This window comes from Apilactobacillus kunkeei (assembly GCF_005930975.1).
GTDB classification, from domain to species: domain Bacteria; phylum Bacillota; class Bacilli; order Lactobacillales; family Lactobacillaceae; genus Apilactobacillus; species Apilactobacillus kunkeei_E.
The window spans coordinates 1-14,210 of the sequence record NZ_VBSE01000043.1; the positions used below are offsets into that span (position 1 = coordinate 1).

The 14,210-nt window shown below is 33.1% G+C and carries 15 protein-coding genes and 1 riboswitch; of the genes, 6 read left to right on the forward strand and 9 right to left on the reverse strand.

The window, feature by feature from the left end; genetic code table 11:
* Positions 1 to 183 precede the first annotated feature (183 nt).
* The 5 genes from FD688_RS06115 to FD688_RS06135 all read left to right on the forward strand — a co-directional run bounded on the left by FD688_RS06115 (position 184) and on the right by FD688_RS06135 (position 3,850).
* Positions 184 to 1,140 carry a ketopantoate reductase family protein gene (locus tag FD688_RS06115; protein ID WP_138742243.1) on the forward strand — a complete coding sequence of 319 codons (957 nt, stop codon included), beginning with the start codon at positions 184 to 186 and terminating at the stop codon, positions 1,138 to 1,140.
* Between the two features lie 64 nt (positions 1,141 to 1,204).
* A riboswitch (THF riboswitch) is annotated at positions 1,205 to 1,299 on the forward strand.
* A 66-nt stretch (positions 1,300 to 1,365) separates the two neighbouring features.
* Complete coding sequence (locus FD688_RS06120) at positions 1,366 to 1,911, forward strand: folate family ECF transporter S component (RefSeq protein ID WP_138742244.1); 546 nt, start codon at positions 1,366 to 1,368, stop codon at positions 1,909 to 1,911.
* 20 nt (positions 1,912 to 1,931) lie between these two features.
* Entirely contained in the window at positions 1,932 to 2,402 is a 471-nt protein-coding gene (locus FD688_RS06125) for a glutathione peroxidase (RefSeq protein WP_138742245.1), read from the forward strand.
* Between the two features lie 256 nt (positions 2,403 to 2,658).
* Positions 2,659 to 3,189: a GNAT family N-acetyltransferase gene (locus tag FD688_RS06130; protein ID WP_138742246.1), complete on the forward strand. Its 531-nt coding sequence runs from the start codon at positions 2,659 to 2,661 to the stop codon at positions 3,187 to 3,189.
* A 175-nt stretch (positions 3,190 to 3,364) separates the two neighbouring features.
* Positions 3,365 to 3,850, forward strand: a complete 486-nt coding sequence (locus FD688_RS06135) for a hypothetical protein (RefSeq protein ID WP_138742247.1) — start codon at positions 3,365 to 3,367, stop codon at positions 3,848 to 3,850.
* A 51-nt stretch (positions 3,851 to 3,901) separates the two neighbouring features.
* Here FD688_RS06135 and FD688_RS06140 read toward each other — a convergent pair whose 3' ends face one another.
* The 7 genes from FD688_RS06140 to FD688_RS06170 are packed head-to-tail and all read right to left on the reverse strand — an operon-like array spanning position 3,902 to position 11,502.
* A complete protein-coding gene (locus FD688_RS06140; RefSeq protein ID WP_138742248.1) occupies positions 3,902 to 6,406 on the reverse strand; it encodes an ATP-grasp domain-containing protein in 2,505 nt (834 codons plus the stop codon).
* A 3-nt stretch (positions 6,407 to 6,409) separates the two neighbouring features.
* On the reverse strand, positions 6,410 to 7,483 hold the full coding sequence (locus FD688_RS06145) for a carbamoyl phosphate synthase small subunit (protein ID WP_138742249.1): 1,074 nt from the start codon (positions 7,481 to 7,483) through the stop codon (positions 6,410 to 6,412).
* Between the two features lie 33 nt (positions 7,484 to 7,516).
* Positions 7,517 to 8,044, reverse strand: coding sequence for a bifunctional pyr operon transcriptional regulator/uracil phosphoribosyltransferase PyrR (gene pyrR / locus FD688_RS06150; protein ID WP_138742250.1), 528 nt, complete (start codon positions 8,042 to 8,044; stop codon positions 7,517 to 7,519).
* An 11-nt stretch (positions 8,045 to 8,055) separates the two neighbouring features.
* Positions 8,056 to 8,973 (reverse strand): RluA family pseudouridine synthase, encoded by a 918-nt coding sequence (locus FD688_RS06155; RefSeq protein ID WP_138742251.1) that lies wholly within the window; start codon positions 8,971 to 8,973, stop codon positions 8,056 to 8,058.
* Positions 8,969 to 9,421: a signal peptidase II gene (gene lspA, locus FD688_RS06160; protein ID WP_034533602.1), complete on the reverse strand. Its 453-nt coding sequence runs from the start codon at positions 9,419 to 9,421 to the stop codon at positions 8,969 to 8,971. Before lspA ends, FD688_RS06155 begins: the two co-directional genes overlap by 5 nt.
* 12 nt (positions 9,422 to 9,433) lie before the next feature.
* Positions 9,434 to 11,089: a formate--tetrahydrofolate ligase gene (locus tag FD688_RS06165; protein ID WP_138742252.1), complete on the reverse strand. Its 1,656-nt coding sequence runs from the start codon at positions 11,087 to 11,089 to the stop codon at positions 9,434 to 9,436.
* A gap of 29 nt (positions 11,090 to 11,118) precedes the next feature.
* Positions 11,119 to 11,502 carry an EbsA family protein gene (locus FD688_RS06170; protein WP_138742253.1) on the reverse strand — a complete coding sequence of 128 codons (384 nt, stop codon included), beginning with the start codon at positions 11,500 to 11,502 and terminating at the stop codon, positions 11,119 to 11,121.
* Positions 11,503 to 11,533: 31 nt separating this feature from the next.
* Between FD688_RS06170 and FD688_RS06175 the strand changes: the two genes are divergently transcribed.
* Entirely contained in the window at positions 11,534 to 11,923 is a 390-nt protein-coding gene (locus FD688_RS06175; protein ID WP_138742254.1) for a ribonuclease HI family protein, read from the forward strand.
* On the opposite strand, the gene FD688_RS06180 is transcribed toward FD688_RS06175, so the two are convergent.
* The gene (locus FD688_RS06180; protein ID WP_138742255.1) at positions 11,912 to 13,036 is read right to left on the reverse strand and encodes an NAD(P)/FAD-dependent oxidoreductase; all 1,125 of its coding nucleotides are present in this window, start codon (positions 13,034 to 13,036) and stop codon (positions 11,912 to 11,914) included. The two genes, FD688_RS06175 and FD688_RS06180, sit on opposite strands and share 12 nt — an antisense overlap.
* Before the next feature lie 12 nt (positions 13,037 to 13,048).
* Entirely contained in the window at positions 13,049 to 14,182 is a 1,134-nt protein-coding gene (locus FD688_RS06185) for a THUMP domain-containing class I SAM-dependent RNA methyltransferase (RefSeq protein ID WP_138742256.1), read from the reverse strand.
* Positions 14,183 to 14,210: the final 28 nt, after the last annotated feature.

Below are 14,210 nucleotides of genomic sequence, written 5' to 3' on the forward strand. Positions count from 1 at the left end.
ACAGAAAATCAGTTGCCCAATTAAATAGTTAGAAAGCTGCTTTTATTTATTTGTTCAAAATAATAGTTGCAGTTCCTTTAGCTAGTTCTTTTTTATTATTAAAAAACAATTAGAAAATACATTGATTTTTCTAATGATTAGTTCTATACTCATAACAACTTATAAGGATATGAGGTGTTGTTTATGAAATACGGAATTATTGGAGCAGGAGCAATGGGATACAGGTATGGTGTTTTATTACAAGAGAATGCCGGCGTGGAAGTAGATTTCATTGAAACATGGGAACCTAACATCGAAAAAGTTAAAGAACAAGGCGGTGTTTACGTTTCACGTGACCATGAAAATAAACATTTAGTGCCGATTAATATCTTTTATCCAGAAGATTACAAAGGACATCCAGATGTTTGGATTATCTTCAAAAAACAAATGCAATTAGAAGAAGAATTAAAACGAGATAGTGCTGCCGGAATCTTCCACGAAGATCAATATGCATTTTCTGCAATGAACGGAATGGGTCATTTCGATAAAATAGAAAAGTATTTTGATAAAGATAAGATTGTTTGTGGAACAGCAATGATTGCTACCGTTTTAAACGGACCTGGTGATGTTGACTTCATGGGACCTGTAAATGGTGAAGCAATGCATTTAGCACCATACAATGATAAAGAACCTGATGAAACCGTTAAGGCTCTATATAATGACTTGAAAGACGCGAAATTAGGACCAATTATGGCTAATAATTGGATTAATATGTGTATGACTAAAGTTGTATTTAATGCGGTTGTTAATACTTTATGTACTATGTTTGAAGTTCAAATGGGGCAATTCATTCAATATCCTAAAGCACCAGAAATGGCAAGACAATTGTTTAATGAATCGTTTGATGCCTGCGAAAGAGCAGGGATTTATATGGATGAAACCAGAGATGAACAGGTACAATCAGTAATTGATACTAGTCATACATTAAAGTATCATTTTCCTTCAATGTATCAAGACTTTTCAAAGGGTAGGGAAACAGAAGTTGATTACATTAATGGATATATTGCTAAATTAGGTAGAGAAAATGACTATGTTTGTCGTACACACGAATTTGTTGTAAATCAAGTTCATTTGGTTGAACAAATGAGACAATTCAAATAATTAGACTTCGAATATAATTGTTTTGTAATTATAAAAATGATACTATTAAGTTGCAACAAAAAATTTGGGAGTAGGAAGTTATGCGTAAAGTGCAGATGGAACGGAATGTGAACATCTGACGAAAACTTTGGTTGCGATATAACTTCCGCATTCGCCACAACTTTTTTATAATATCAACTTTTTTATAATTATACGAGTGGCAGCTCCACTAGGAGATGTCTTTTGATGAATGTTTCAACTTTATTCAGGGTACCACGTATTAACGTAAGGGACGCCGCAACAATTGCTATTTTAATGGCAATGACCTATGTTTTAGGAAGGGTTGGTATACATACACCTATCGTAGTATTCACTTTTTCATTTTTAGCAACCGCTGTATTGGCTTCAATGTATGGACCAATTGTTGCAGGAATTGTAGGTGGGGTATACGATGTGTTTGTTACGATTTTAAGTGGTCAAATGTATTTACCTGGATTTACTGTATCAGCCGTATTATCAGCTTTCATTTTTGGCTTATTTTTATACAAAAATGAAAAGTTCAGTCCATGGAAAGCTATTTTAGCTCAATTGATCATTACATTATTAGTAAATACTTTTTTGAATACTTTATGGTTATCAATGTCAACATTGACTGCTGGATACAGTTTCAAAGTATTTTTAATGACAAGATTGATTAAGCAACTTATTACAACACCAATCCAAATGATTCTATTAGTTGTTGTATTAGGTAACCCAATTATGCAAAAGTTGATAAAATCTCGTTGGAAATAATTAAGATTTGGAGTGTAATTATGAGTACAATCTATGATTACCAGTTAACTGAGATGAATGGCCAGTCCATTAATTTCGCTAACTTAAAAGGTAAGGTTATCTTAGTAGTTAATACAGCTAGCAAGTGTGGTCTTGCTGGACAATTAAAGGATTTACAATACTTATATGATAAGTACAAAGATCAAGGACTTGTCTTAGTTGGTGTACCATCAAATCAATTCCATATGGAGCTAAATAGTGATGAAAAGACTAGCGAATACTGTCAATTACATTATGGTGTTACGTTCCCAATGGCTAAACAAGCAAGAGTAAATGGAAAAGATGAATTACCATTATTTACATACTTGAAGTCAGCATCTGGTAAAGGCCGTATTAAATTTAATTACACCAAATTCTTGATTAATAAAAATGGTGAATTCGTAAAGCGCTACTCACCATTTAAGAATCCACGCAAAATTGAACAAGATATTATTAACGAGCTAAATCAATAATAACAAAAACATCCGTTTCGGATGTTTTTTTATTGCACTTAATTATCATATTTTGGTAGGGAGTATAGAGAACACTTCTCAATTTGTCAAAAATTGTCTACTTTACATAATATATATTATACGAAGTAAACTTAAAAAGAAGAAGTAGCAATGATTCTCAATTTTTACATTTATTTATAACTTAATTTGATTTATATATTCTTGTAATATGTTTATGGTATGATTTGGATAAATTCTTTGGAGGTTTTATTTATATATGATTACCTTTAGAAATCTATCTGATAATAATGATTCAAGTTATTGGTCGGATCTTTATTCAGATTCGTTTCCATCTAACCAACGAATTGATTTCAACGATTTAACTAATATTGCTAATTCTAATGATTCTGTACAAATGCTATTAATTAAGTTGAATTATAAAAATGTCGGCATTATTTATCTTGTTGATTTTGACGATAAAGCATTCATATTATATCTTGCTATTGATGCTAATATGCGTGGTAATGGATTGGGGAAATTAACTATAAATGCCTTGAAATCAATGTTTAAAGACGGTTTCATTTTGGAATCTGAGTCAATTTTAGTTGATTCTGCTAATCATAAGCAACGAAATGATAGATATCGTTTCTATACCAATAATGGTATGATTGATACTGACTTAACAATCAAGGATTCTGATGACGAATTCCACCTACTTACTTCAAATAAGTATGCTGGTGTTGAGCTATACAAGAAAGCTAACCAAATCCTTGGTTTAGATGTAGATGTAATTAAATACAATAAATAGCAAAAAAATAGGACGATTTCTGCTGCACGTTTATATGTTTATATGTATAGTTATACGTTTGCGTGCAGTGTGTTGCGTCCTAAATACATAAGATTATTTTGATAAGACTTATAATGATGGTTTTTAAGTTTCATATGATAGAATGCATTCATACTTAATTTTAAGGAGAAGCAAAATGAATGTTTTAAAGTTAAAAAAATCTACATATTTAATTATTGGGATAATAATTATATTGGTTGCTCTAGGAATCCGAAATACGATTGATAATGGTAAGTTCTATCAATTTACAAATAACAATGCTGGATTGCTTGTAAAAGCTGATGAAAACAAAAAAGTTATTTGGAAAATGGTAAATCAAGACTCAGATGTTACATATCTATATTTCAACAAGAATAACCAAGTACTAATTGCTGAAGACAAATCTGATCTAAACGGAATCTATAAGAATCCAAACAATTATAGTGATGATATCGGAACATTTAAAAATACCGGTGGCGAAATTACTTTCAACATCAAGTACGACGAAGAACAAGTTAACATCAAACTTTACAATTTAAAGAAGGTTAACGATAACAAATTTGTTGGTTTTAGTGAAACGGATTCTGGTAGTACTTCATTTAAGAAGAACATCACAATTACCAAAGATGGTTATATTAAGTAAAAAAGGGCGTCTACGTCTATTAAAAAAGCATTCCATTTTGTGGAATGCTTTTTATTTGTCATCGACTAATCTAAATTTGATTTTAGCCCCTACTTCTTGGGAACTATTAGCGTGATCAACCTTGACATTTAATTGTTTGAATGGGAAGGTTGCTTGCATATGAGTAACTCTATTAGACATATCAGGCATATTCTTCATTAATTCGTTAATATCCAATCTCTTGGTGTAGAAACGGACAAGCGCCCTCACCCAATTAATTCCGGTTGCTCTGCTTAAGAATATTGTTTCAGTTAAACGTAGCGGTCTAATACCAACATACTCTGATTCGCCCTTCTTATTTTGATTAAACAAGATTTGGACTAATCCAATCCAATTGGAACTTTGAATATGGGATTTAGATTCTTCAATATCTCTTTGTAATGCTTCATCATCTAAGACATATGGTGTCTCGTATGCAGTTACGTAATCTAAGTCACTTTTATTATTACTAATTAATTTTTCAGTTGATATAAAGTAACTTTTACCATCTTGATTAACAAAGAAGTTTAATGCATAAGTTACATCCTTAGGTAGAACTACTCCTGTTTCTTGATCAGGAGGTAATACCTGAACATTTAAATCTGTATATTGCTTCAATTGTTTTAACAAGAAATGTCTATTTCCAGGAATAAATACCCTAACTGGTTTTTCTAGCTCGATAATATTTAAAATAGCACCTAATTGAATTGGCTCAATATATTGTTTATCACTTATTTGTGGACTAAGTGATAAAGCATTTGGATTGTTATTCATAACAATTGTTTTGTAACCAATTTTATGCAATTGAATAAGCATCTCAGCGGTGTAATAATCAGCCCCTGTATTAGGTCCTAACTTATTCCCACCGCGTCCAATAACTAATGCAGTTTTTTCTGATTCTTGAGTAGATTCATTTTCAATTTCATAACTACTGTAGAATGATCGAATATTTTGATCAAATTCTCCTGCTGAAGGTTCAATTGCCTTATAAGTTGGATATTCTCCTGCTGCGTGATATATCTCACGTACCCTTTCAATTGGTTGGTGCCATGTTTCAGCCATCATACCATCACCAAACCCATGATCATGAGCAACCTCAATAGTGCTTAATTTCATAGGTTCTTTGATAATTAATTCTTCAACATCTAATAATGCTTTAAGTTTGTAAAAATAAAATTGATTAATCTTGGTTAGTTCCTCTAGTTCATCTACCTGATATCCACGTCTTAATGCTTCAATTAGAACTAAGAAACGGTCAGATTTAGGGTGGATTAATTGGCTAATAAGTTCATCGTTACTAATCTCGTACATGCTAGGTAAAACATCTCTTGGTGAAAATTGTGAGCTACGTAGAGCTTTTAACATAGCTTCTTCAACTGTTCTACCAACACCAATTGTTGATCCAACAGATTTCATTGTTGTGTTTAGTTGTTGATTAGCTTCAGGGACATTATCAAATGGCCATACAGGCATTTTAATAACCACATGATCTAATGTCGGTTCCATAATAGGTGTTAAGCGATGATAATTAGCATGTAATTGAATTTCTGGTAATGAATTTCCCAATAAAAGATTAGTACATACATAAACTAACGGATAACCTGTAGATCTAGCTGCAAGAGATGAACTACTATTAATCATTGGATTGATTTTAGTAATGTAATAGTTGCTACCATCATTAGGATCTAAAGCAAATTGAATGTGACATAGCCCAACAATATTTAATAAATCCATCATCTTAAAAGTAGCTGTTCTTAAATTTTGATATTCAATATCATTAAGTGTTTGAACCGGAGAAATAACAATCGAATCACCGGAGTGAACACCTACAGCATCGATATTTTCCAAACCACTAATTAGTATTTTAGTATTTGTTTGATCTCTAACAGCAACAGTTTCAATTTGTTTGTAACCAACGATGCTCTTTTCAATAATACATACGCTGTCGTCTTTAAATTCGTCTTCTAACATGTCGGAAAGTTCTTCAGCATTATTACAGATGATTCTTTCGGTGCTTTCTTTATGGTTAACTTTTTTAATATTAACGGGGAAACCAATTTTTCGAACTACTTCAAATGCTTCAGATTCACTTCTAACAATCTTAGAAGGTACAGATGGTTCATCAATACTATTAATAGCAATCTTCATCTTGTCCGGATTATTAATAACCTTCAAAGACTCTTTAGATATCCCTAAAACACGGACTCCTAAATCACTTAGAATTCCTTGGTTTAATAGTTCCTGAGTAACGTGAATTGCTCTTAATCCCCCTGCAATTGGAATAATTGCATCAGGAGATTCCTTCTTAATTACATCAAGAACATTTTTTAAATTAATTTCTTTTATAAAGACATTAGCCGGTTGCACCTCTGAAAGTGTAAGTGAAAAAGGATTATTATCAATCACTAAAACTTGAACGCCGTTTTTCTTTAAAGCTGTCATCATTTGAAATGCAGCAGCATCAAGTTCAGTTTCACTACCAATTTTAGAAGGCCCACCACCTAAAATTAATACCTTCTTGATTTTATTATCTATCATTAGTTATCTCCTTTGTGAGCTAACGTTTTCTAGAAATTCTTCGAACAAGTCTGCACTGTCTTGTGGACCAGGTCCACCATCTGGTGAGAATTGAACAGAAAAGGCAGGATAGTCACGATGTCTGATACCTTGGACAGTACCATTAACTAAATCAACATATGTAATCAATAACTGATCATGAATGATTGATTTAGGATCAACAGCGTATCCTTCACTTTGTGATGCATAAATGATTTGATTGGTGATAATTTGCCTAATTGGATGATTACTACCATGATGCTCGCCATCTAATTTGTAGACATTGGCATCATTAGCTAATGCAAACAATTCATGTCCTAATCCCATTGCAAACATTGGAATTTCTTTTTGTACCTCTTTAATCATCTGCAAAACAGAATCAGGTAAATCTCTTGGAGAACCAGGACCTGTTGATAGAACCACACCATCAGGGTCTAAATCAAAGATTTCTTGACTACTTGTTTCAAATGGCATCACAATAACGTTGCAATCCAGATCAGCAAGTTTACGTAAAATACCGTATTTAAGACCGAAATCAATCAATACAATATTGTATCCATCACCAGTATTTGGGAATGGAGCTTTAGTAGAAACTTGATTTACTTGCTGATTAGTAAGTACCGTTGCATGTAGTTGATCAAAAGCGTGTTCATCGTCCATATCAACTATACTTGCCTTCATTGTTTGCTTTCGATTTAATCGACGTGTTAATTCTCTGGTATCAATTCCCGCAATACCAGGAATGTTATGTTGCTTTAGAAACAAGTCTAAATTTAAGTTACCTAATCTATTGGTAGAAATATTGGAGTATTCTTTAACAACTACTCCCTTAGAGTTGGTCACAATTGCTTCAAAGCTTTTGTGGTTAATTCCAGTATTACCAATAGATGGCTGTGTAAACACAATGATTTGATTATGGTAAATTTGATTTGTTATAACTTCTTGATAGCCTAACATATTAGAATTTACAATAATTTCTCCAGTTGTGGTTGCTTCAGCTCCAAAGGCTTTACCTTTATAGGAAGTTCCATCTTCTAATATTAAATATCTAGTGGTCATAACAACAATCTCCTTAAATATTTTATTTAAGAGTTACTTTTCATCAATTTCAACAGAATCTTGATCATCGATTTCATCCACTTGCACATTGATGATTTCTTGCTTTGAAGTTGGAATATTCTTACCAACAAAATCAGCTCTAATTGGTAATTCACGGTGTCCACGATCAACTAATACAGCTAATCTAATGTTTTTAGGACGACCCAATTCAGCAATTGCTGATAAAGCAGCATTAATGGTCCTACCAGTAAATAGAACATCATCAACTAAGATAATGTTTTTGTCCTTTAATGAAATAGCTTCATCAGAAAGAACAGCTGGTTCATTGTCCGTGTGTTGAATATCATCACGATACTTTGTAACATCGATTCCAACTACAGGTACTTCTTTATTTTCAAGTTTTTGTAAACGATTAGCAATGCGTTTTGCAAGATAAATACCACGAGTCTTAATACCGACTAATACTAGGTTATTTACCCCTTTATTTTTTTCGATAATTTCGTAAGTAATACGAGTTAACGCTCTTTGCATGGCCATTTTATCAACGACGATTTTACTCATTACAAATCCTCCTACTTTTGATTGTACTTATTTCTTAATTTAGTAATTGTTTGTTCGAAAATTTTTGGCAAAGGAGTTTCAAAAATCATCTTTTCATTTGTTTTTGGATGAACAAATCCTAATTTCTTTGCGTGTAAAAATTGTCCATTACCTTTTAAAGTATTCTTGGGTCCATATAAAGGATCTCCAGCAAGTGGATGACCAATATATTTCATGTGAACTCTAATTTGATGTGTACGCCCCGTTTCTAAGATACATGAAACAAGCGTATATTCTCCACCGAATCGTTCTAGAACCTTAAAATGGGTAACGGCATTCTTTCCATCATCTACGATTGCCTGCTTTTTTCGGTCTTTTTTAGATCTACCAATTGGGGCATTAATAACGCCACTATTTTCTTTTATATTTCCATGGACTAACGCAATATATTCACGGATATTCGATTTATCTTTTAGTTGTCTGGATAAAGACTCATGAGAATAATTATTTTTAGCAACCATTAATAGACCAGATGTATCTTTATCAATTCTGTGTACGATTCCTGGTCTATAAGTTCCATTAATTGTTGAAAGTGGAGAATGATAAAGTAATGCATTCACCAATGTATGATTAGCATGTCCTGGTGAAGGATGAACTACCATTCCTTGTGGCTTATTGACGACAATTACATCATCATCCTCATATACAATATCAATGTTGATGTTTTCAGGTTCAACGTTCATTGTTTCTGGTTCGGGAATTGATACTTGAATTACTTCACCATCTTTAACATCATATTTTGCCTTTTTCTTTTGTCCATCTACTAAAACTAGTCCCGCTTCAATCAAGCTTTTAGCCCTGGAACGGCTTAAATCATTAACGTTATCAGTTAATGATTTATCAAGTCGTACGTTACCCTTTGTGACTGTATAAGTTACTGTATCTTTAATCTAAATCACCATCTCTTAAAATTGCAAAAAATAACAAGATAATTCCAAATGTAATGCAAATGTCAGCAAAGTTAAACACCGGGAAATTAATAAAATCAACTTGGAACATATCAACTACATAACCTTGTAAGAAACGGTTAATGAAGTTACCTAAAATTCCGGCTAATAAGATTGTTGTACTTGTTAAATAAAGCTTTCTACCCTTTAATTTTATCATAAAATAAACAATCGCTACGACTGCTACTAAAGTAATAATGGAAAATAACCATTGTTGTCCTTCTAAGATACTCCAAGCAGCACCACTGTTATGCAGATTAGTAATTGATAATACTCCAGGGATGATTGTTGTACTTGATGTTTCTGAAATGTTTGCAGAAATCCAAATTTTGATTGCTTGATCAATTCCAACAAGAGCACATAGGCTAATTAAAATATATACAATTGGCATTGAAAAACTCCTTTAGAATAATCCTGTAATCTTACCATCATTATCAATATCCATGTCTAAAGCGGCTGGATGTGATGGTAAACCAGGCATAGTTAGAATCTTACCAGTTAGTACAACGATGAAACCGGCACCTAGTTTAGGTTGGATGTCAGAAACATTAATCGAGAAGTCAACTGGCGCTCCTAACTCTTTAGCATTATCAGTGAATGAGTATTGGGTCTTAGCGACACAGATTGGTAATTTGTCCCAACCATTTTTAACTAGTTTCTTTAATTGTGTCTTAGCTTTACTACTTAATACAACACCATTTCCACCATAGATTTTAGTAACGATAGCGTTTAACTTGTCCATAAATTCATCATCGTTGTTGTATAGTGGTTTAAATTCTTTATTGTTGTCACATACATCAACTAATTCTTCAGCTAATTCAGTTGCACCTGCTCCACCATTTTCCCATACAGTTGTATTGAATGGTTTTACACCTTGTTCTTTGATGTAATCGTTTAATGCATTAATTTCTTTTTCAGTATCGCTGGTAAATTCATTTACAGCAACTACAACTGGTTTGTTGTATTGCCTCATGTTAGCAATGTGTCTACCTAAGTTCTTAGCACCCTTTAGTAATGCATCTACGTTTTCTTGATCTAGGTCGTTTTTGTTAACACCACCATTTAGTTTTAATGCTCTAACAGTAGCAACGATAACAATAGCGTCTGGACGTTTTCCTAGCTTTTCAGATGTAATGTCTAGGAACTTTTCTCCACCTAAATCAGCACCGAAACCAGCTTCAGTAATTGCGTAGTCTGCATGCTGAATGGCTGCCTTGGTAGCTAAAATACTGTTACATCCATGAGCAATATTAGCAAATGGACCACCATGAATAAATGCTGGAGTATGTTCAAGTGTTTGAACTAAGTTTGGTTTAATTGCATCTTTTAATAATAATGCTAATGCACCAGTTACACCCAAGTCGCTAACAGTAACTGGTTGTCTATCGTAGTTGTAACCAATTAAGATTTTACCTAGTTTTTCTTTTAAATCGTTTAAATCTTCACTCAAACATAAAATTGCCATAATTTCACTTGCAACAGTAATATCAAAACCATCTTCACGTGGGACACCAGATGTGCGTCCGCCCAATCCAACGATTACGTTTCTTAATTCTCGATCGTTGATGTCAACGACTCTCTTCCAGGTAATTGTTCTAGGATCAATGTTTAACTTGTTACCATGATGAATATGATTATCAATTAGTGCTGATAAAGTGTCGTGTGCTTCAGTAATAGCAGGAAAGTCACCTGTAAAAAATAGGTTAATGTCTTCCATTGGGGCTACTTGAGCGTATCCACCACCAGTTGCACCACCTTTAATTCCCATAACAGGACCAAGTGATGGCTCTCTTAATGCTATTGCTACTGATTTATTAATTCTGTGGAATGCGTCACCTAAACCAATGGTTAAAGTAGTTTTACCCTCTCCAGCAGCAGTTGGATTAATTGATGTTACTAAAATCAGTTTACCGTTTTTTGAGCCGGCAAATGGTAAGTTGATTTTAGCTTTATATTTACCATATGGATCCATTTGATCGTCACTTATATTTAAACTTGATGCAATTTCGCTAATGTTTTTTAATTCAGCTGATTGTGAAATTTCAATATCTGTTTTCATGGTAAGAACATCTCCTAGAATTATGTAATTTATTTTTTTAGTAAGTTGCTTAACTCAATTATTGAATTGACTGGCAATAACAATTTATAGTGCTTTTTGTTAACTTCAATATCGACAGTATGCTTAGTGAAACTAACATTATCAATATCACTAATATTTGCTTCCAACCATTTTGGATTCATTAGCTTACTTACTGTTATTTTATCATTTTCGATAGTAATTCTTCTAAAAATAATTTGAAAAATAGCAAATAAAAAGAATACTAAGAAGAAAAAGATTGTAATCCATTGAATCACTGTTACTTCAAGCCAGAAAATAATTCCAATAAATAGAAGAGCAAAGGTCCAAGCCCAAGTAATTACTGTATATAAAGGCTCTGGCTGGTATAAAAATGTTCTTTTTTGGGTTATCATTAAGTAAAACCTTCCTTTGGAGAATTAGATTATGTTTAAATTATACACTGATGCGGCCACAATGAACAATTCCGGAAACAGTTCTTGTGGAATTTTAATAGTTCATGATAGTGAACAGTACCAAGAAAAGCTTAAACTAACTTCAAAAAACAATCACGAAGCTGAATTTGAAGCTTGTTTACTCGGATTTAAAGCCATTTCATCATTGACTAATAAGGACTCGATTATTGTTTACTATACAGATAGTAAAATTGTTCATGAAAGTTTAGAAAAACAATATGCTAAGCATTATCAAGAATATGTTGATCAAATTTTGGAAGAACAATCTAAGTACAGTATGGTAATCAATAATTGGATTCCAGATACAAAAAATGAAGGTGCCCATAATCTTGCAACACAGGCCCTTCACTTATTCTACTAATTTAATATAATTTTCAATTGGTTTACGATATTCATCAATATCGTAATCAACCTTATCAGCTATCATATCTGCTAAAATTTTACCTACTAAAGGTCCAGTTGTTAAGCCAGACGATCCTAGTCCACTTCCGACTAGGATTTTTTCATATCCAGGGATTCGTCCAAAGAACGGCGAAAAATCTGATGTATATGCTCTGGTCCCAATCTTCACTCTAATTAGGTTCTCAGCATTAATTTGATTAGACATGCTATGAGCACTATTTAATAGTTCATCAATGATATCGGCATCAGCAGATAAATCGAAACCTTTATCATTTTCATGACTAGCTCCCACAATTAAACGTCCATTACCTAATGGGATGAAATCTGATTCACCTTCTGGCATTACAACCGGCATATTAACGTTAGCACCAAGTATTTGAGTGGTAGATAACTCAATTAATTGTCCTTTTTGTGGTCTAACATCAACATCCAAAGGTAGTTTCTTTAAAATTTCCTTTGTCCAAGCACCAGTTGCTAAGATAATATTATCAAATTCTAGGACTTCTCCGTCCAATTCAACATTACCATCATTATTAATTGATACAGGTTGATTGATTATGGTTAAATTCTTGTTTTTGGCAATCTTAGTCAAATGACTAGCATATTTATCACCATTCAATCTAGCTCCACCTGATACAAATACACCAGGATATGATCTATTGATAATTGGAACGAATCTCATTACCTCATCTGAAGTTAATTCTTTAATTTCACCAATTGTATCAGTTTCATCACGACGTTCTTCAGCTAAATGATAAAGTTCTTTTAGCTTTTCAGAATCCTCACGTGTAATAATGGTACCGCATTGGTTATAAATGCTTTCAGGCATTTTTGAAAGCTTAGATATTTGATTCAACAATGTTGCCCCATCACGAGCTAAGTTATACCATTTTTTGTTTCTTCTTTTTGATAACCATGGTGAGATAATTCCTGCAGCAGCTTTTGTGGCTTGCCCATTACCATCATCAAACATGGTGACTTCAAAATCATTACCAGAATCTAGTTGGCTTAAGAAATAAGCAGCCGTTGATCCGACAATTCCGCCACCAATAATTGCTATTTTCTTGGTCAATATATACACCCTTTATTTTCTAATCTTTTTACCCCAAAATTGGAAATAATCGGTTCTCAAGTAACCATTGTATAGTTTACGAGTTTTAGTTGGAGCTTGTCCGTAGAACTTATCAAATTCCAAATCTGATGTAAGGAAATACTTAGACCAACTAGTCATTGGTTTAAATACACGCCCTAAGCCTTTATATAGCTTACGAACTTCTTGTTTATCACTTAAACGTTCACCATATGGTGGGTTTGAAACAACAACACCATTAATCTTGTCGGTCTTGAAGTCTAGAACAGATAATTGCTTAAATTGAATATCATGAAGTAATCCAACTTCTTGAGCATTAACTTTGGCGATATCAATCATATTTCCATCTACATCAGATGCCATGATATCTAATTCTTTTTCATAGTCAGCTTTCTCATCAGCTTTGTTTCTAACGTCTTCAACAATATCTTCATCTACCCAATCCCATTTTTCACATGAGAATTCACGATTAAAACCAGGAGCAATATTTCTTGCAATCATTGCTGCTTCGATTGGAATAGTTCCAGAACCACACATTGGATCTAAGAAAGGCATATCTGGGTACCAACTGGTTAACATGATCAATGCTGCAGCCATGTTTTCCTTGATAGGTGCGGGACCTTTTGCAACACGGTATCCACGTTTGAATAAACTTTCACCAGTTGTATCTAGAGTAACCATAACATGGTCTTTATTAATTCTAGTTTCAAGCTTGTAAAGTTGACCAGTTTCAGGAAGTCTTGTACGACGGTGATATGTTTCATTTAACTTATTTACTACAGCCTTTTTAGCAATTGCTTGAACGTCAGGAACACTATGCAATGCAGAATTATGTGAACGTCCATTCATTGGAAATTGAGCATCCATTGGTAACAATTCGTCCCAAGGAAGAGATTTTACATTTTGAAAAAGATCTTCAAATGTTTTAGCTTCAAATTCGCCAACAATAATTTCAACACGATCGGCAGTTCTTAACCAAAGATTAGTATTGATAATATCTTCAATTGTTCCTTCAAATCTAACTCTTCCATTTTCAACTTGAACTTCGTAACCTAAATCACGCAGTTCTCTACCGACTAATGCTTCGATTCCAGCGGCACAAGTGGCCATTAGTTTAAAATTTTTCATTTAATTCATCCTTTTTATGAATTATTTA

Coding starts and splice junctions, on each gene's coding strand:
- FD688_RS06115 (WP_138742243.1), top strand. CDS start 184: ATGAAATACGGAATTATTGGAGCAGGAGCAATGGGATACAGGTATGGT.
- FD688_RS06120 (WP_138742244.1), top strand. CDS start 1,366: ATGAATGTTTCAACTTTATTCAGGGTACCACGTATTAACGTAAGGGAC.
- FD688_RS06125 (WP_138742245.1), top strand. CDS start 1,932: ATGAGTACAATCTATGATTACCAGTTAACTGAGATGAATGGCCAGTCC.
- FD688_RS06130 (WP_138742246.1), top strand. CDS start 2,659: ATGATTACCTTTAGAAATCTATCTGATAATAATGATTCAAGTTATTGG.
- FD688_RS06135 (WP_138742247.1), top strand. CDS start 3,365: ATGAATGTTTTAAAGTTAAAAAAATCTACATATTTAATTATTGGGATA.
- FD688_RS06140 (WP_138742248.1), bottom strand. CDS start 6,406: ATGATAGATAATAAAATCAAGAAGGTATTAATTTTAGGTGGTGGGCCT.
- FD688_RS06145 (WP_138742249.1), bottom strand. CDS start 7,483: ATGACCACTAGATATTTAATATTAGAAGATGGAACTTCCTATAAAGGT.
- pyrR (WP_138742250.1), bottom strand. CDS start 8,044: ATGAGTAAAATCGTCGTTGATAAAATGGCCATGCAAAGAGCGTTAACT.
- lspA (WP_034533602.1), bottom strand. CDS start 9,421: ATGCCAATTGTATATATTTTAATTAGCCTATGTGCTCTTGTTGGAATT.
- FD688_RS06165 (WP_138742252.1), bottom strand. CDS start 11,089: ATGAAAACAGATATTGAAATTTCACAATCAGCTGAATTAAAAAACATT.
- FD688_RS06170 (WP_138742253.1), bottom strand. CDS start 11,502: ATGATAACCCAAAAAAGAACATTTTTATACCAGCCAGAGCCTTTATAT.
- FD688_RS06175 (WP_138742254.1), top strand. CDS start 11,534: ATGTTTAAATTATACACTGATGCGGCCACAATGAACAATTCCGGAAAC.
- FD688_RS06185 (WP_138742256.1), bottom strand. CDS start 14,182: ATGAAAAATTTTAAACTAATGGCCACTTGTGCCGCTGGAATCGAAGCA.